Annotated in this window: 20 protein-coding genes; 13 read left to right on the forward strand and 7 right to left on the reverse strand. The window is 56.6% G+C overall.

Annotated features, from left to right (window positions below; genetic code table 11):
- The first annotated feature begins 10 nt into the window (after nucleotides 1-10).
- The 12 genes from lptE to lipA all read left to right on the forward strand — a co-directional run bounded on the left by lptE (nucleotide 11) and on the right by lipA (nucleotide 10,909).
- Entirely contained in the window at nucleotides 11-610 is a 600-nt protein-coding gene (gene lptE / locus ACXKZD_RS14110) for an LPS assembly lipoprotein LptE (RefSeq protein WP_187494326.1), read from the forward strand.
- Entirely contained in the window at nucleotides 607-1,638 is a 1,032-nt protein-coding gene (holA, locus tag ACXKZD_RS14115) for a DNA polymerase III subunit delta (RefSeq protein WP_022626054.1), read from the forward strand. Before lptE ends, holA begins: the two co-directional genes overlap by 4 nt.
- Complete coding sequence (gene nadD / locus ACXKZD_RS14120; RefSeq protein WP_022626055.1) at nucleotides 1,631-2,275, forward strand: nicotinate-nucleotide adenylyltransferase; 645 nt, start codon at nucleotides 1,631-1,633, stop codon at nucleotides 2,273-2,275. Before holA ends, nadD begins: the two co-directional genes overlap by 8 nt.
- Before the next feature lie 92 nt (nucleotides 2,276-2,367).
- A complete protein-coding gene (gene rsfS, locus ACXKZD_RS14125) occupies nucleotides 2,368-2,685 on the forward strand; it encodes a ribosome silencing factor (protein ID WP_010258968.1) in 318 nt (105 codons plus the stop codon).
- Nucleotides 2,686-2,688: 3 nt separating this feature from the next.
- Nucleotides 2,689-3,159 carry a 23S rRNA (pseudouridine(1915)-N(3))-methyltransferase RlmH gene (gene rlmH / locus ACXKZD_RS14130; protein ID WP_010258969.1) on the forward strand — a complete coding sequence of 157 codons (471 nt, stop codon included), beginning with the start codon at nucleotides 2,689-2,691 and terminating at the stop codon, nucleotides 3,157-3,159.
- 34 nt (nucleotides 3,160-3,193) lie between these two features.
- On the forward strand, nucleotides 3,194-5,098 hold the full coding sequence (gene mrdA, locus ACXKZD_RS14135; RefSeq protein ID WP_010258971.1) for a peptidoglycan DD-transpeptidase MrdA: 1,905 nt from the start codon (nucleotides 3,194-3,196) through the stop codon (nucleotides 5,096-5,098).
- Nucleotides 5,099-5,106: 8 nt separating this feature from the next.
- Nucleotides 5,107-6,219 (forward strand): peptidoglycan glycosyltransferase MrdB, encoded by a 1,113-nt coding sequence (mrdB, locus tag ACXKZD_RS14140; RefSeq protein ID WP_010258973.1) that lies wholly within the window; start codon nucleotides 5,107-5,109, stop codon nucleotides 6,217-6,219.
- Nucleotides 6,220-6,229: 10 nt separating this feature from the next.
- Nucleotides 6,230-7,327, forward strand: coding sequence for an endolytic peptidoglycan transglycosylase RlpA (gene rlpA, locus ACXKZD_RS14145; RefSeq protein ID WP_488981689.1), 1,098 nt, complete (start codon nucleotides 6,230-6,232; stop codon nucleotides 7,325-7,327).
- Nucleotides 7,328-7,458: 131 nt separating this feature from the next.
- Nucleotides 7,459-8,670, forward strand: a complete 1,212-nt coding sequence (gene dacA, locus ACXKZD_RS14150) for a D-alanyl-D-alanine carboxypeptidase DacA (protein ID WP_010258977.1) — start codon at nucleotides 7,459-7,461, stop codon at nucleotides 8,668-8,670.
- Between the two features lie 100 nt (nucleotides 8,671-8,770).
- On the forward strand, nucleotides 8,771-9,034 hold the full coding sequence (ybeD, locus tag ACXKZD_RS14155; protein ID WP_003854030.1) for a DUF493 family protein YbeD: 264 nt from the start codon (nucleotides 8,771-8,773) through the stop codon (nucleotides 9,032-9,034).
- 80 nt (nucleotides 9,035-9,114) lie between these two features.
- The gene (lipB, locus tag ACXKZD_RS14160; RefSeq protein WP_029519432.1) at nucleotides 9,115-9,774 is read left to right on the forward strand and encodes a lipoyl(octanoyl) transferase LipB; all 660 of its coding nucleotides are present in this window, start codon (nucleotides 9,115-9,117) and stop codon (nucleotides 9,772-9,774) included.
- A 169-nt stretch (nucleotides 9,775-9,943) separates the two neighbouring features.
- On the forward strand, nucleotides 9,944-10,909 hold the full coding sequence (gene lipA / locus ACXKZD_RS14165) for a lipoyl synthase (RefSeq protein ID WP_010258979.1): 966 nt from the start codon (nucleotides 9,944-9,946) through the stop codon (nucleotides 10,907-10,909).
- A gap of 112 nt (nucleotides 10,910-11,021) precedes the next feature.
- On the opposite strand, the gene tatE is transcribed toward lipA, so the two are convergent.
- The 6 genes from tatE to ACXKZD_RS14195 all read right to left on the reverse strand — a co-directional run bounded on the left by tatE (nucleotide 11,022) and on the right by ACXKZD_RS14195 (nucleotide 15,692).
- Nucleotides 11,022-11,225 carry a twin-arginine translocase subunit TatE gene (gene tatE / locus ACXKZD_RS14170; RefSeq protein WP_010671272.1) on the reverse strand — a complete coding sequence of 68 codons (204 nt, stop codon included), beginning with the start codon at nucleotides 11,223-11,225 and terminating at the stop codon, nucleotides 11,022-11,024.
- A 92-nt stretch (nucleotides 11,226-11,317) separates the two neighbouring features.
- Nucleotides 11,318-12,088 (reverse strand): amino acid ABC transporter ATP-binding protein, encoded by a 771-nt coding sequence (locus ACXKZD_RS14175; protein ID WP_010258981.1) that lies wholly within the window; start codon nucleotides 12,086-12,088, stop codon nucleotides 11,318-11,320.
- Entirely contained in the window at nucleotides 12,085-13,029 is a 945-nt protein-coding gene (locus ACXKZD_RS14180) for an amino acid ABC transporter permease (protein ID WP_159227176.1), read from the reverse strand. The genes ACXKZD_RS14175 and ACXKZD_RS14180 overlap by 4 nt, the downstream gene beginning before the upstream one ends.
- A complete protein-coding gene (locus tag ACXKZD_RS14185) occupies nucleotides 13,026-13,913 on the reverse strand; it encodes an ABC transporter substrate-binding protein (RefSeq protein WP_010671270.1) in 888 nt (295 codons plus the stop codon). Before ACXKZD_RS14185 ends, ACXKZD_RS14180 begins: the two co-directional genes overlap by 4 nt.
- 22 nt (nucleotides 13,914-13,935) lie before the next feature.
- Nucleotides 13,936-14,724, reverse strand: coding sequence for a deaminated glutathione amidase (locus ACXKZD_RS14190; RefSeq protein ID WP_061704242.1), 789 nt, complete (start codon nucleotides 14,722-14,724; stop codon nucleotides 13,936-13,938).
- Entirely contained in the window at nucleotides 14,724-15,692 is a 969-nt protein-coding gene (locus ACXKZD_RS14195; protein WP_089414487.1) for an ABC transporter substrate-binding protein, read from the reverse strand. The genes ACXKZD_RS14190 and ACXKZD_RS14195 overlap by 1 nt, the downstream gene beginning before the upstream one ends.
- Nucleotides 15,693-15,812: 120 nt before the next feature.
- Between ACXKZD_RS14195 and ACXKZD_RS14200 the strand changes: the two genes are divergently transcribed.
- Nucleotides 15,813-17,168, forward strand: coding sequence for an aminotransferase-like domain-containing protein (locus tag ACXKZD_RS14200; protein WP_033756872.1), 1,356 nt, complete (start codon nucleotides 15,813-15,815; stop codon nucleotides 17,166-17,168).
- Here the strand turns inward: ACXKZD_RS14200 and ACXKZD_RS14205 are convergent.
- Nucleotides 17,146-17,577 (reverse strand): GNAT family N-acetyltransferase, encoded by a 432-nt coding sequence (locus tag ACXKZD_RS14205; RefSeq protein WP_010258992.1) that lies wholly within the window; start codon nucleotides 17,575-17,577, stop codon nucleotides 17,146-17,148. The two genes, ACXKZD_RS14200 and ACXKZD_RS14205, sit on opposite strands and share 23 nt — an antisense overlap.
- Nucleotides 17,578-17,744: the final 167 nt, after the last annotated feature.

The raw sequence follows: 17,744 nt of genomic DNA on the forward strand, positions 1-17,744 counted from the left end.
AGGAGGAACTGTGCGACATCCGATTATCAGGCTGTTTGTCATGCTGGCGGTGGTGATCACCGCTGGCTGTGGTTTTCATCCGCGCGGCACCACTCAGGTGCCCAGCGAACTGAAAACCCTGATTGTTTCAACCGGCGATCCTTATGGGCCGCTGGCGCGTACTGTGCGTCAGCAGCTGCGTATCAACGATGTCAAAATTGTTGAAGACAGCAAACAGAATCGCACCGATATTCCGACGCTGCGCCTGGGGCCTGAAGCGCAAGGCCGTAACACGGCTTCGGTCTTTATCAGCGGCACCTCTGCGGAGTATCAGATGGTGATGACCATCACGGCGCAGGTGCTGCTGCCGGGCAAAGGTATCTATCCTATCAGCACCACGGTTTATCGGTCATTCTTCGATAACCCGAACGCTGCGCTGGCAAAAGATGCCGAGCAGGATCTGATTACGCAGGAGATGCGTCAGCGTGCTGCTGAACAGCTGGTACGTAAACTGCTGACGGTACACGCCGCGCAGATCAACAGCAAAGAGACCTTACCGGCGTCAGTGATTCCGGTGCCGGGTCAGGGTTCACAGGAAGCGCCCACTTCCTCTGCTACCAGCCTGCAATGATCAGGATTTATCCTGAGCAACTCAGCGCGCAGCTCCGTGAGGGGCTGCGCGCCTGTTATTTGTTAGCCGGTAACGAACCGCTGCTGCTGCAGGAAAGTTCAGATGCGATTCGCGTCGCCGCAACCGCGCAGGGATTCGAAGAACATTTTAGTTTTACGCTGGATGCACAGACTGACTGGGAGAGCCTGTTCGTCAGTTGCCAGTCACTGAGTCTGTTTGCTCAGCGTCAGACCATGACGCTGCAATTCCCCGATAATGGCCCCAACGCCGCGATGTCAGAACAGCTGGTTAAGCTGTCGCAGTTGCTGCACGCCGATATTCTGCTGATCTGCCGGATGGCGAAGCTGACCAAAGCGCAGGAAAACAGCGCCTGGTTTAAAGCGTTGTCCGCCTCTGCGGTACTGGTGCCCTGTCAGACGCCTGAACAGGCGCAACTGCCACGCTGGGTCGTTAATCGCGCTAAGGCGCTGAAATTATCGGTGGATGACGCGGCCGTGCAGCTGTTGTGTTACTGCTATGAAGGCAATCTGCTGGCGCTGGCGCAGGCGCTGGAGCGACTCTCGCTGCAGTGGCCCGACGGCAAGCTGACCCTGCCCCGGGTTGAAGAGGCGGTCAGTGATGCCGCGCACTTTACTCCTTTCCACTGGGTGGATGCCCTGCTGGCGGGAAAAAGCCGCCGCGCCCTGCATATTCTGCATCAGCTGGAGAAAGAAGAGAGCGAAGTGGTGATACTGCTGCGTACGCTGCAGCGTGATCTGCTGACGCTGCTGCATCTGCAACGCCACCAGACAGCGCAGCCGCTTCGTACGCTGATGGATCAGCAGCGCATCTGGCAGAACCGCCGTGCGCTGTTTACCGACGCGCTGCAACGAGTGGATGCCACGCGTCTGCAACGCGCCATTCATCTGCTGAGTCAGATTGAAATCACCCTGAAGCAGGATTATGGACAGCCGGTGTGGCCGCAGTTACAGACCCTGACGCTGCTGCTCAGCAGTCGTGCTTTTCCGACGAGCTTTGCCCATGTCTGAGTTACACGCACTGTTTGGCGGCACCTTTGATCCGATTCATTTTGGCCATCTGCGCCCGGTCGAAGCGCTGGCGCAACAGACCGGCCTGCAGCGTGTGACGCTGCTGCCCAACAATGTACCGCCGCATCGTCCGCAACCGGAAGCCAGCGCTGCCCAGCGGGTTGCTATGCTGCGCTGCGCTATCCGCGACCTGCCGCTGTTTGAGATCGATACCCGCGAGCTGGAACGCGACACGCCGTCCTGGACCGTGACCACCCTGGAAGCCTGGCGCACCGAACGCGGTGCAGAACAGCCGCTGGGGTTTATTATTGGTCAGGATTCATTGCTGAGCTTATCAAAATGGCATCGCTGGCAGGATCTGCTGTCACTCTGCCATCTGCTGGTGTGCCAGCGCCCCGGCTATCCGACCCGGTTCGACTCGCCTGACATGCAGCGCTGGCTTGAGCAACACCTCGCTCAGGATATCCGGCAGCTGCATCAGCAGCCCGCAGGCCATATCTGGCTGGCGGACACCCCTCTCTATGACATTTCGGCCACTGAAATTCGCCGTCGTCGCCACCAGAATCAGCCCTGCGACGATCTGTTGCCCGCTGCGGTTATCGATTATATCGACCGCGAAGGCTTATATCGCGACTGATCCGGGCATGCTATACTACGCCGCTTAATTTTTTGGCTGCACTCTCCGGGCTTACAGCCGGCTCGTTACCACCAGATTCCAAGGGGAACCTTTTGCAAGGTAAAGCACTCCAAGAGTTCGTTATTGATAAGATTGATGATCTCAAAGGCCAGGACATTGTCACCATCGACGTTCAGGGCAAATCCAGCATCACCGATTTCATGATCATCTGCACCGGCACCTCCACGCGTCATGTGACTTCGATCGCAGAACACGTAGAGCAGGAGTCGCGTTTAGCAGGCCTGATGCCATTAGGCATTGAAGGTAAAAGCGCGGCAGACTGGGTCGTGGTCGATCTGGGTGATGTCATCGTGCATGTGATGCAGGAAGAGAGTCGCCAGCTGTATGAGCTGGAAAAACTCTGGGGCTAATCGGTGAAACTGCAACTTGTTGCCGTCGGCACGAAAATGCCTGACTGGGTGCAGACCGGTTTTATGGAATATCTGCGCCGCTTCCCGAAAGATATGCCGCTTGAGCTGACCGAAGTGACCGCAGGTAAACGCGGTAAAAATGCTGATATCAAACGCATTCTTGAAAAAGAGGGTGAAGCGATGTTAGCGGCGGTCGGCAAAGGCAATCGCATCGTCACGCTGGATATTCCTGGTCATCCGTGGGAAACCCCGCAATTGGCACAGCAGATTGAACGCTGGAAGCTGGATGGTCGCGACGTCAGCCTGCTGATTGGCGGGCCTGAAGGCCTGGCCCCCGCCTGTAAAGCGGCGGCAGAGCAGAGCTGGTCACTGTCAGCATTGACGTTGCCCCATCCGCTGGTGCGCGTGCTGGTAGCCGAAAGTCTGTATCGGGCCTGGAGCATAACGACAAATCATCCTTATCATCGTGAATGACCGATCAGCCCACATCAGACATGACAAGTAGCGGATGAAATTACAAAGCAACGCCTTTCGCGATTACAGCGCCGAACAGAAACTCTTTGTCCGTCGGGCCTTTATCGCCTTCGTCGGTATCTTACTGCTCTCTTCAGTACTGGTGGTTAACCTTTACCACCTGCAGATCCTTCGCTTTGATGATTACAGCACCCGCTCCAACCAGAACCGTATCAAACTGGTGCCTGTGGCCCCCAGCCGCGGCATAATTTACGATCGTACCGGCACGCCGCTGGCGCTGAACCGCACCATCTATCAGGCAGAACTGGTTCCGGAAAAAGTTGATAATCTGCAACAGACCCTGGAAAACTTACGCCCGATTCTTGAGCTGACTGACGACGACCTCGAAAACTTCCAGAAAGAGCGTAAACGCTCGCGTCGGTTCACCTCTATCCCGGTTAAAACCGGTCTGAATGACGTGCAGGTCGCGCGCTTTGCGGTCAATCAGTACCGCTTCCCCGGCGTGGAAGTTAAAGGTTACCAGCGCCGCTACTACCCTTACGGTGCCACGCTGACGCATGTGGTCGGCTACGTCTCAAAAATCAACGATCGTGACGTTGCACGCCTCGACAAAGAGGGCATATGGCCTAACTACGCCGCGACGCACGACATCGGTAAGCTGGGCATTGAAGCCTATTACGAAAATTTGCTGCACGGCAAAACCGGCTTTGAAGAGGTTGAGGTCAACAACCGTGGCCGGGTCATTCGCCAGCTGCATGAGGAGTCCCCTCAGGCAGGCCGTGATATCTATCTGACTATCGATCTCAAACTGCAGCAATATGTCGAGACCCTGCTGGCGGGCAGTCGCGCGGCCGTCGTGGTCAGCGATCCGCGCACCGGCGAAATCCTCGCCATGGTCTCAACGCCCAGCTATGACGCCAACATGTTTGTCGACGGTATTTCCAGTAAGGATTACCGCGGCCTGCTGGAAGATGAAAACCGTCCGCTCTATAACCGTGCGATTCAGGCTGCCTATCCACCGGCTTCGACGGTTAAACCTTATGTGGCGGTCTCTGCCCTGAGTGCTGGCGTGATTAACCGTAATACCAGCCTGTTTGATCCCGGCTGGTGGCAACTTCCTGGTTCAGAAAAACGCTTCCGCGACTGGAAAAAATGGGGCCACGGACGTCTGAACGTCACCAAAGCGCTGGAAGAGTCTGCCGATACCTTCTTCTATCAGGTTGCCTATGACATGGGTATCGACCGGCTGTCGGAGTGGATGAATAAATTTGGTTACGGCAGCCGTACCGGCATCGATTTACCGCAGGAGAGCGCCGGTAACATGCCGACCCGTGACTGGAAACAGAGACGCTTTAAAAAGCCGTGGTATCAGGGCGATACCATTCCGGTGGGGATCGGACAGGGTTACTGGACCGCTACGCCGTTGCAGATGAACAAAGCGATGATGATTCTGATCAACGACGGCGTCGTCAAGGTGCCCCATATGCTGCGCGCCACCCGCGAAGGCCGTACCCTGGTGCCCTATCGCCAGCCGCCTGAAGCCCCGATTGGTGATATCCATTCCGGCTACTGGGAAATTGCCAAAGATGGCATGTATGGCGTGGCGAACCGGCCCAACGGCACCGCGCACAAGAGCTTCGCCGATGCACCCTATAAAATCGCCGCCAAGTCCGGTACGGCTCAGGTCTTTGGCCTGAAAGAGAACGAAACCTATAACGCCCATAAAATTGCTGAACGATTACGCGACCATAAATTAATGACCGCGTTTGCCCCTTATGACAAACCTCGGGTCGCCGTGACCATTATCCTGGAAAACGGTGGCGCCGGTCCGGCTGTCGGCACCGTCATGCGCCAGATTCTGGATCACATTATGTTGGGTGATAACAATACAGTCCTGCCGGACGCCGCTCCTGTGCCGCCCGGTTATGAAGGTGAATAAACATGTCGATGCAAGATAGTCCGCAGAAACGTTCGATCTGGATGCGCATCCACATCGATCCGCTGTTTATGCTGATCATTCTCGGCCTGCTGACCTACAGCGCTGTGGTGATCTGGAGCGCCAGTGGTCAGGACCCCGGCATGATGGAGCGTAAACTCGGTCAGATTGCGATGGGGCTGGTCATCATGATTGTGCTGGCGCAGGTACCGCCGCGCGTCTATGAAGGCTGGGCGCCCTATCTTTATATTGTCTGTGTCATTCTGCTGGTGGCGGTGGATGCCTTTGGGCAGATCAGTAAAGGCGCTCAACGCTGGCTCGATCTCGGCTTTGTGCGTTTTCAGCCCTCTGAGATTGCCAAGATAGCGGTGCCTTTGATGGTGGCGCGCTTTATTAACCGCGATGTCTGTCCGCCAACGCTGAAAAATACCGGCATTGCGCTGATTCTGATCTTCCTGCCCACCCTGCTGGTGGCGGCACAGCCCGATCTCGGCACCTCGATTCTGATTGCCGCCTCCGGCTTGTTTGTGCTGTTCCTCTCGGGTATGAGCTGGAAACTGATTGGCGTAGCCGTGTTGCTGGTCGCCGCCTTTATCCCGATTTTGTGGTTTTTCCTGATGCACGATTATCAGCGTGACCGCGTGATGATGCTGCTCGACCCGGAAACGGACCCGCTGGGTGCGGGCTATCACATTATCCAGTCGAAAATTGCTATTGGCTCAGGAGGCCTGCGCGGTAAAGGCTGGCTGCAGGGCACCCAGTCTCAGCTGGAGTTTTTGCCGGAACGTCATACTGACTTTATCTTTGCGGTTCTGGCCGAAGAGTTAGGCCTGGTTGGCGTGCTGCTGCTGCTGGCCCTTTATCTGCTGCTGATCATGCGGGGATTGGTTGTGGCAGCCCGGGCGCAGACCACCTTTGGCCGGGTAATGGCGGGCGGTTTAATGCTGATTTTATTCGTTTATGTTTTCGTTAACATTGGCATGGTTAGTGGTATCTTACCGGTAGTTGGCGTGCCGCTGCCGCTGGTCAGTTATGGCGGCTCCGCGCTTATCGTGCTTATGGCGGGATTTGGCATTGTGATGTCGATCCACACTCACCGAAAAATGTTATCTAAAAGTGTCTAAGAGGCTGCAGATGCGTAAGGAATGGCTTGGCGTTGCACTGGCATCACTGGTTCTGGCGGCCTGTACCACGCCGGAACCCCAAAATACGGCGCCGCCGCAACCGGCTTACAATGGACCGGTTGTTGAGATTCCAGGCGTTGAGCCACGTTATGAGCCGATCAATCCAGGCACCAGCCAGGATTACAGCGTGAACGGCAAAAATTATCGCGTCATTAAAGATCCGTCGAACTACAGTGAAGTCGGCCTGGCCACCTGGTACGGCGAAGAGGCGCAGGGCAACCGCACCGCTACCGGCGAAGCCTACGATCCTGATGCGCTGACCGCGGCCCACCCTACTCTGCCGCTGCCGAGCTATGTGCGCGTGACCAATATCGCGAATGGCCGTCAGATTGTGGTGCGCGTTAACGATCGCGGCCCTTACACGCCAGGACGCATTATCGACCTGTCGCGGGCTGCCGGTGACCGCCTGAACATCTCCAACAATTCGCGCGTGCGGGTTGATTTCATCAAGGTCGCCCCAGACGGTTCGCTCTCTGGCCCCGGCACCATCGGGACCGTCGTGGCAAAACAGAGCTACTCTCTGCCTGCCCGTCCGGACCTGAGTGGTGGCGCGGTGATGAACGGCGGCAGCGCAGCCCCCTCAGAGCCGCCTGCGCAAAATGTTGAGGCCATCAGCAACAGTACGCTGCAAAGCGGTGACAACATGGGCGCGCCGGTGCAGAGCAGCGGCTTTCTTGGTGCACCCCAGCCATTAGCGACCGGCGTACTGGAAGGTAATGAACCGCCAGCCGCCGCACCAGCCAGTTCCGCACCAGCAGCCAGCAGTTCTGCTCCCGCAGCAGCCAGCGCCGCGCCTGCAGCCAGCAGTGGTGGTGCCGACGGATATGTGGTGCAGGTCGGTGCGCTGAATGACCCGGCGCGTGCCCAGCAGATGATGAAAAGCCTGAGCCAGCGTTATGGCGTGCCCGGTAAGGTAGAAGACGCGGGCAACAATGTGTATCGCGTTCAGCTCGGCGGTTACGCCTCCCGCGCCGAAGCGGCTGCGCTGCAACAGCGCCTGAGCAGTGAAGGCCAGGCCGCCTCATTTATTACTAACACGCGTCGCTGAACCGTTTATCAGACAGCTGCACGTTACGTCTGCTAACAACCCAATCATCACGCCCGGTGCCAGTTAATCTGGCATTGAGTATGATGAGTGACATTTTCAACCTCAAACTCACGGATGTTGTAGTCCTACACATGAACACGCTGAAATCATCTCGTTTGCTGAAACGCCTGACAGTGGGATCACTGATCGCTTTCTCTCTCAGCCATGCTGCTATTGCTGATGACGTCAATCTCAAGACCATGATTCCGGGCGTGCCGGACATTGATGCCGAAGCGTACGTCCTTATCGACTACAACTCAGGCAAAGTGCTGGCAGAGAAAAATGCCGATGCACGCCGCGATCCTGCCAGTCTGACCAAGATGATGACCAGCTATGTCATTGGTCAGGCCGTTAAAGCGGGTAAAATTCATCAGGACGATATGGTCACCGTCGGCCCGGATGCCTGGGCGACCGGCAACCCGGTGTTCAAAGGCTCCTCGCTGATGTTCCTGAAGCCAGGCGACCGCGTGCCGGTCTCTCAGCTGACCCGTGGGATTGTGCTGCAGTCCGGTAACGATGCCTGTGTTGCGATGGCTGACTATGTCGCTGGCAGCCAGGATGCGTTCGTTAACCTGATGAACAATTACGTCAAAGCGATTGGCCTGCAGAATACCCACTTCCAGACCGTTCATGGTCTGGACGCGGAAGGTCAGTACAGCTCCGCGCGCGATATGGCGTTGATCGGTCAGGCGCTGATCCGTGACGTGCCGGAAGAGTATGCTGTCTATAAAGAGAAAGAGTTCACCTTCAATAATATCCGTCAGATGAACCGTAACGGTCTGCTGTGGGATACCAACCTGAATGTGGACGGCATCAAAACCGGTCATACCAACTCAGCCGGTTACAACCTGGTGGCGTCTGCGACTGAAGGCCAGATGCGCCTGATTTCTGCTGTGATGGGCGGTCATACCTACAAAGGCCGTGAGACCGAGAGTAAGAAACTGCTGACCTGGGGCTTCCGTTTCTTTGAAACCGTGGCGCCACTGAAAGCGGGCAAAGAGTTCGCCTCTGAGCCAGTCTGGTTCGGCGATAACGACCGTGTGCAGCTGGGCGTGGAAAAAGATGCTTACCTGACCATCCCACGTGGCCGCATGAAAGATCTGAAAGCCAGCTATGTGCTGACCAACACGGAACTGCATGCACCACTGAAGAAAAATCAGGTGGTCGGCAGCATCAACTTCCAGCTGGATGGCAAGACTATCGAACAGCGTCCGCTGGTGGTACTGAACGAGATCTCTGAAGGGGGTTTCTTTGGCCGTATCGTTGATTACATCAAGCTGATGTTCCATCACTGGTTCGGTTAAGCGTGGCGGGTGATTGAAAAATCACCCCTTCGCCCCCATTACACGATATTATGTTGCTCCCGCTCAGGCGGGAGCCTGTTTTTTATGCACCGGAGTTAATATGAAAACCAAACTGAATGAGCTGCTCGAATTTCCTACCCCGTTTACCTACAAAGTAATGGGTCTGGCACAACCGGAGCTGGTTGATCAAGTGGTTGAAGTGGTGCAACGCCATGCGCCAGGCGACTACAGCCCTGAAGTTAAGCCGAGCAGCAAAGGCAACTATCACTCCGTCAACATCACTATCACCGCCACCCACATCGAGCAGGTAGAACGCCTGTACGAAGAGCTGGGCAACATCGAAATTGTGCGGATGGTACTGTAATTTACGGGTCGGCAAGGCGCCTCTGCCTGACGGTTTGCCGACGTTATCCTCAGCGTTTTTTCCTTTAGCGGGCTATCGTTTTGTCAGTTGAAACTCTTCTTGTCCGCCAGTCAGGTCTGCGCGACTGGCAATCTGTCTCCGACGCCATGCATCACTATACCGACCAGCGCAACGACCAGAGTCGTGATGAAATCTGGCTGGTTGAACATCCTCCGGTCTTTACTCAGGGTCAGGCGGGCAAAGCAGAGCATCTGCTGATGCCAGGCGAAATCCCGGTGGTGCAGAGTGACCGTGGGGGTCAGGTCACCTATCACGGGCCAGGACAGCAGGTGATGTACGTCCTGATCGATGTAAAACGCCGTAAGCTCGGCGTACGCCAGCTGGTGACCATTCTGGAAGAGACGGTTATCGCCACCCTGGCAGAGTTTGGCGTCAGCGCCCGCGCCCGTGCTGATGCACCTGGCGTCTACGTCGGGGAAGAGAAGATCTGTTCACTGGGATTACGCATCCGTAAAGGCTGCTCGTTTCACGGTCTGGCGCTGAATGTTGCTATGGATTTGTCGCCCTTCCTGCGCATCAATCCCTGTGGTTACGCCGGCATGAGCATGACCCAGTTGAAAAATTTCCAGCCAGAGGTGACGACGGAGCAGGTACACTCTCCGCTGGTCAGCGCGTTTGCGCGGCTGTCAGGTTATGAAAATGTTGAATGGATTTCAGGGGATCTCCCTGTTAAACCTTAACGCAGAATGCGAATTTACAAATATGTAACTTATCCGCGCTGACTGTGGCTGCTTCGCAGGCGATGTGATGATATAATTTTTGCACTTTTTTCAAATAAAGTTGAAAGCAGCCTTCCCGGTTTGAGTGGGAACGCTTTCAAATCGCAATCCGACCGGAACCTGCTGATTTATGAGTAAACCAATTCAGATGGAACGCGGCGTCAAATATCGTGACGCAGACAAAATGGCGCTGATCCCGGTGAAAACCGTGGCTGTTGAACGGCAGGAGATGTTGCGTAAGCCGGAATGGATGAAAATCAAGCTGCCAGCTGACTCCAGTCGTATTCAGGGCATTAAGGCCGCGATGCGTAAAAACGGGCTGCACTCAGTCTGTGAAGAGGCATCCTGTCCTAACCTCGCCGAATGCTTCAACCACGGCACCGCCACCTTTATGATCCTTGGCGCAATCTGTACCCGTCGTTGTCCGTTCTGCGATGTGGCACATGGCCGCCCCAATGCCCCTGACGCTAACGAACCCGCTAAACTGGCGCAGACGATTGCCGATATGGGCCTGCGCTACGTGGTGATCACCTCGGTTGACCGCGATGATTTGCGTGATGGTGGCGCACAGCACTTTGCCGACTGCATCAGCGCGATTCGCGAAAAAAATCCGACGATCAAAATCGAAACGCTGGTGCCGGACTTCCGTGGCCGTATGGATCGCGCGCTGGAGATTCTTACCGCGACGCCACCGGATGTGTTTAACCACAATCTGGAAAACGTACCGCGCGTCTACCGCCAGGTGCGTCCGGGCGCGAACTACGAGTGGTCACTGAAGCTGCTTGAACGTTTCAAAGAGGCGCATCCTCACATCCCGACAAAATCGGGTCTGATGGTGGGCCTGGGCGAAACCAATGCCGAAATCGTTGAAGTGATGCGCGATCTGCGTCGCCATGGTGTCACCATGCTGACGCTGGGCCAGTATCTGCAGCCGAGCCGCCACCACCTGCCGGTTCAGCGTTACGTCAGCCCGGCTGAGTTCGATGAAATGAAAGAAGAAGCGATGGCGATGGGCTTTACCCATGCCGCGTGCGGTCCGTTTGTCCGTTCTTCCTATCATGCGGATATGCAGGCTAAAGGCGAAGAAGTGAAATAAGCACGCTTTTGCTTCAGGAAGCCCGAAAAACAAAAAACCAGACTGGAAACAGTCTGGTTTTTTTATCTGTGCCTGAAATAAAAAGTAACAGTTATTTGCAGCAAATAACCGATTAATCTTTATGAACGACGCGTTCTGCCGGCACGTCTTCAGCCGCAGTTCGGGTTGCGCTGGTATCTTCATCTTTCATGGCTTTTTTAAAGCCCTTGATTGCGGAGCCCAGATCGCCACCCAGTGAGCGCAACTTGTTGGTACCAAAAAGCAGTACGATAAGCGCACCGATAATCAGCAGCTTGGCAATACTGATACCTTCCATATTTAACCTTTCAACTTTATCGAATCACGGTGACTGATATTTACGCGCAGTTTGCCTGCGGCGACAACTGGAATCTGTAACAGAGTAAGATCTCAGATGAAGCGACTCAGGAACGCCTGGGTGCGCGGATGCTGTGGATTCGCGATCACCTCTTCAGGCGTGCCCTGCTCCACCACCACCCCCCCATCCATAAAAACCACGCGATCGGCGGCTTCCCGCGCAAAGCTAATCTCATGAGTCACCACGATCATCGTTAATCCCTGGTCGGCCAGGGTACGCATGGTCGCCAGCACTTCGCCCACCAGTTCCGGATCGAGCGCGGAGGTCGGCTCATCAAACAGCATCAGCTGCGGCTTGATCGCCAGCGCCCGCGCAATCGCCACACGCTGTTGCTGTCCGCCCGAGAGGTGACGTGGCCAGGCGTCCGCTTTATCGCTTAACCCCACCGTCGCCAGCAGCGATCGGGCATGGGCCATAGCCTCCTGACGCGGGAATTTATGCACGCCGATGGGCGCTTCAGTGATGTTCTGCAGCACGGTCATATGGGGGTAGAGATTGAACTGCTGAAACACCATACCAATTTTCTGGCGCTGACGGGCGATCTGGCGTGGCGACAACCGGTGCAGCACATGCCCTTTAAGTACATACCCGATCTGCTCATCGCCGACCCGAATCGATCCGGCGTTCATCTCTTCAAGATGATTGATGCAGCGCAGAAACGTGGATTTACCGGAACCAGATGGCCCGAGGATCACCACTACTTCACCGGGCCAGACATCCAGATCGATCCCTTTCAGAACCTGATTGTCGCCGTAATTCTTCTGCACATTGCGGGCGCAGACCAGGGGTTCACGCTGACTCATTGCTCCTCCTGCTGGGGTTGCACGTTAGCCGCGACGGCGGCGCGTCTGGGGGCGCTGGCCACCCGACGAGTGCCACGCGCGTAGTAACGCTCGATGGCGGACTGGCCCAGATTGAGGATCGAGGTGATCAGCAGATACCAGATCACCGCTACCATCAGCATCGGGATGATCTCGAAGGTACGGTTGTAGATGGCCTGCACCGAATAGAGCAGATCGCCCATTGCGATCACGCTGACCAGCGACGTCGCCTTGATCATGCTGATCAGCTGGTTGCCGGTGGGCGGAATAATCGACCGCATCGCCTGCGGAATAATGATGCGCCGCAGCGCCCGTGAACGACTCATGCCAAAGGCCTGTGTGGTCTCTACCTGACCGTTATCCACCGACAGCAGACCGGCGCGAATAATTTCCGCCATATAGGCCGCTTCATTCAGCGCCAGCCCGGCAATAGCAGCTGTCAGCGGCGTAATCAGATCGTTGGTATTCCAGCTGGCCAGCGTGATATCGGTCCACGGCAGCGTCAGCGACAGCGCCGGAAACAGCGTAGAAAGGTTGTACCAGAAGATCAGCTGTACCAGCAGCGGCGTGCCACGAAAGAACCAGATATAGAGTCCGGCAACGCCGCGCAGCAACCGGTTCTCAGAGAGCCGCCAGACGCCCAGCAGCAGACCGAGCAGCGTGCCGAGTACCATCGACACCACTGTCAGCCCCAGAGTGACCTGCAACCCTTTAAGCACGGATCCTTCGGTAAACCACTTGAGTACCACCTGCCATTCAAAATTAGGGTTGGTCGCCACCAGCCACAATAGATTGGTGCCGATCACCAGCACTAAAATCCAGCTGATCCAGCGTCCGTAAGTGGGGGCGCTGCGAGCGAACGCCACGTCGCGCAGCTGTGCCTCGCCTCTGTCACCGCTGTGCAGATGGCGCGGCGGGCTCATTTGCTGGCCTCTTTCGCCAGATTCAGTCCGGGTGCGGTGGTCATGTTGCCCTCAAGCTGCCACTTTTTCATGATGGCCGCATACGTTCCGTTCTGATACAGCTCTTTGTAGGCATCCAGCACCACCTGACCCAGCGGCGAGCCTTTCGGCACCACCGTGCCCTGGAAAATATCGCCAAAGCCGTTTTTCTGCCCTTTGCCCGCCAGCTCAAGTTGCCCTTTCGCCTGATTAACAAAGTAAGTCAGCGGCGCCTGTGATGAGAAGAACGCATCGGAGCGTTTAGAGCGTACCGCCAGAATTGATGAAGGCTGATCGGTAAAGGCCTGCACCGTCACGGCCGGTTTCCCGTCGGCCACACACCGGGCTGACTGCTTACGGATAACCTGTTCCGCAGAGCCAGCGGCCATAACGGCAATGCGCTTGCCGCAGGTGTCGTCCAGCTGATTGATTCTGGCCGGATTGCCCTTCTGCACGCCGAACACCACGAACTCCTGCACAAAATCGATGAAATCCACTTTCTGCTGACGGTCCGGATAATCACCAATCGGCCCAATTGCCAGCTGATAACGACCCGCATTGATGCCGGTGAGTACGCCCGATAAACCACTCACCGTCGCATGCTCGATCTTCACACCCAGCAGTTGTGCCAGTGCAGTCGTTAATTCGGCCGACGCGCCCTCCATTGAGTGCGGGCCATTCACAATTTCATAGGGCGGAAATGAACCGTTATTCACTGAAATCATTTTGCCCGATTTTTTGATCTCATCCGGCAGTCTGTCATGCAGGGCCTGATCAACTTTTTGCACCGGAATAGCGTCGGCAGCCTGCGCCAGGGATGCAGTCAGCCCCAGCGCCACGATTAAGGCGGTTGCTCTCTTCGTCATAATGGATTCCTGGTTCAGCGGATCAGTTGAGTTCGGGACGGGCAAAGCGCCGGTTTTCCAGTACCGGTAGCACCCGGCGGGCATAGGCGACGCGCTCAGGATCGAGATCGGCAAACAGCAGCGCCGGCGATTCAGCCGCATTTGCCACCGCCACGCCCAGCGGATCGACCACCAGACTGTTGCCGATATTGCGCGGGCCGCACTCCCCCACCGCCACCATATAGCAGGTGTTTTCCAGCGCGCGGGCGCGGGTCAGCAGTTCCCAGTGCATCTCTTTCAGCGGACCTTTAACCCAGGCGGCAGGCAGCACCAGCACCTCTGCACCATCCAGTACCAGCCGACGCGCCAGCTCCGGGAAGCGCACGTCATAGCAGGTCATTAATCCGACTTTCATACCCGCGACCTCAATCAGCGGCGGAATGACGTGGCCGGGATTGACCCGCTGCGACTCCTGCATCGCAAAGGCATCGTACAGATGCAGCTTTTCATAGGCGGCGATGATCTCACCGTTGCGGATCGCTACCAGTACGTTGAGCGCTTTCTGCTCCCCGGTGGGAACGTGAATGCTCATCATGGTGGTCAGCGCAGTATGCTTGCTGGCGGCCAGCAGCTGGCTCAGAAAAGGACCATCCAGCGGCTGCGCCGCCTTCAGCACTAAATCGGGGTCGGCTATATCACGTGCCAGCACCCCTTCCGGCAGTACCAGCAGATCGGCGCCACCTTCTGTCGCCCGCAGCATTAAGTCCAGACAGATACTGGCGTTCTCCTGCCATTCGCGGCTCACCGCAAATTGTCCCAGTGCTACTTTCATCATTTGTCTTCTCCCGCAGCGGCCGGAAACATTGCTTCCGGCGTCAGTACCTGGTGAGTCAGCCCTTGCTCATAGAGCTCACGGCCAAAGTCCGCAATCATCTTTCTGTTAACGCTAAAACCATTCTGATTCCAGTCAGCGGGCAATTCCTGCGCAGTGCGTCGCAAATCGTCCAGCAGCCACGGCGTGGTGTCGGCATATTTCTCTCTTTTCTGCATCCACAGCCGGTAAGAGCGATCGATGACCTCACTTAACGCCGCAGGCAGCCACGGATGCGCCGCCGCCAGTGCCGGTTTAAGCGCCAGAATGTGGATGCCCGGCACATAGCCGACACGATTAAAGTAGTCCCGCTCCGCCTGATAAAAATCGGTCTGCAGCTGACGTAATCCCGAACCAGGCAGGAAAAAGCCCTCCGGCATAAATGGCGTGAAGATGGCATCCAGCTCACCCGCCTGCAGCATCTCTATCAGCGGTCGTTCGTCAGGCGCGGGTTCAATGCGGCCCGGGCGGCCAAATCCCGCCAGCCGATCGACAATCGGATGATCGGCAGTAAGACGACCGGCATACCAGAACACATCATCGATTTCGACGCCTGCTTCACGCAGCACCGTGCGTGTCCAGGTATTGCCCGAATCCTGCCAGCCGGTGACGCCGATTCTCTTACCTTTCAGCTGCGCAGGCGTGGTGATGGGGCTGCTGCTGGTTGTGATAATGCAGCGCTGGCGGAAGCCGCGCATCAGGAAGTGCGGCAGGCCAAGCAGTGTTTCGTCTCCTCTGGCCCGGCCCTGAGCATAGCGGCTGAAGGAGACTTCGCCCGCGTCATAGTCGGGGCTGGTCGCCAGATCATTCACAAGTGTGCCGACGCGGTCGATCTGCAGTTCAAAACCTTCTGGTCTGATATCGCCCAGCGCCAGCGGGGTGAAGTAGTCCCAGTCGCGTACCGCCAGTCTGATGAGTAGCCTTGCCATGATCTCTCCGTTTACGCTGCACCGTCGGGACGGGGCATAAAATAGTGCTTGAATTTGATACTAGATCCGGAATACTTACCTGAACAATCATTAATTTGTTACTGAACAAAGTATTTTCTTATGACAGAGAGCGTCGACCTCAACTGGTTTTGCAGCCAGATAAAATCGCCTTCAGTGAAAGGCATTGCACAGGCAGCCTCCGCGCTGATTCGTGACGGACAGATCGCGACAGGTATGCAGATGCCTGCGGTGCGGGAGATAGCGGAGCAGCTGGGTGTCAGCCCGGCAACCGTTTCTGCTGCCTGGGCGCAACTCAGAAAGCAGAAAGTGCTGGCGGGCAAGGGGCGCAGTGGTGTCTGGGTCAGTAGTAATACGGTGATGCCGCGTCCGATTCGCTTTGAGAAGATCGGCAACTACGGTGATAACATCCGCGCCGATCTGACCCTCGCCGCGCCCGACCCCGCCCTGCTGCCTGACCTGCAGCGTGCGCTGCAGGCGGCCCTGCACTCACCGCAGCTCAACAGCTACACCCGTGAGGCGATTTCCGCGCCGCTGCTTCAGGCGATCGCGCCGCGCTGGCCCTATGCGGCCGAGGCGTTTCTGGCGACAGATGGCGGTTTTGACGCGATGAATCTGCTGGTGCAAACCCTGGTCTCGCCGGGAGACCGCGTGATTATTGAAGATCCAACCGCGACCCGGCTACTCGATATACTGGATAACGTCGGCGCAGAGATTCTGCCGCTGGCGTGTGATGATCAAGGCCCGCTGCCAGAGGTTCTTTCTCTTCTGCTGGAGCAGGCACCGGTAATGTTGATCTATCAGCCCCGCACCCACTCGGCCACCGGGAACAGCATCAGCCCGGCGCGACGTCAGGCAATGGCGCAGGTTCTGCAACAGAGCAACACACTGATCGTTGAGGATGATGGTATTGGCGATCTCTCCGCGGAGGCGAGCTGGAGCCTTGGTTCAATCTTTCCTGAGCGCACGCTGCACGTCCGTTCGTTTTCCAAAGCCTATGGACCGGATCTGCGGCTGGCAGTGCTCTCTGCCACCTCGGAGATGGTCAGGCGCATTCAGTCATGGCGAAATTTTGGCGTCAGCTGGACCAGCCGCATTCTGCAGGATGCGGTGGCGTGGCTGCTGGAGGATGAGGAAACGCAACGGCAGATCGCCACCGCACGCGCGACCTACCGGCAACGGCGTGAAGCGTTGCTCGCGGCGCTGGCACAGCGTGGACTTGATCTGCCGCTTCGCGACGGATTAAGCCTCTATATTCCGGTGACTTCAGAGCAGTTTGCCATGATCACGCTGGCTGCCCGCGGTATTGCGGTCGTGCCAGGCGAGCGCTGTCGGCTCGGCCCAACCCAATTTATTCGCGTCAGTATCGCCAGCCTCAGGGATGAACAGCGGGAGATGATTGCCGGGGCGCTGATCATCGCCAGCGGACGGGAAGTTAACTCGCTTGCAGATCTTTGATGAGATAACAGGGGGATTCAACATAGCCTTCGCGGGCGTAGAACTGGTTCGCCTTGAGACGTGACTGATGGCAATGGACTTCCATGCGATCGCAGCCACGACGAGCCGCCAGCATTTCGGCATGCTGAATCAGCTGCTGGCCGACGCCTTTACTGCGCTCACCTTCTGCAATGCAGAAATAGCTGATGCGGGCGAAATCACCGGCCAGCGCCAGCTGAGGAATAAAATGTAAGGAGAGAAACCCCAGCACCTGACTGCCATGTTCAGCCACCAACAGCGCTTCACTGGGATCGCTGCATAACTGCGCCAGGCGCTGTTCAATAAAGCTTTCAGTGCCGCCGTAGCCTAACTCGCTCAGTAATGCACTCAACGCAAAACTGTCTTTCAACTCTGCCTGACGTATGTTCATCCTGCCTCCTCACTCACCGGGTTCTGTCGCACAGTTATATAGCGTCGCAAGCCAAAAAGCTGCATATCGGGTTGTTATAAATATGTTACGGTTATTTAGTGTGAACCGCCGCGCAGTTTGTGCGGCAACACGCCGAGAGTGAGAGTACGACAGGGGGGATGAAGCGC

It is taken from the genome of Pantoea sp. ABR1s (assembly GCF_057812235.1).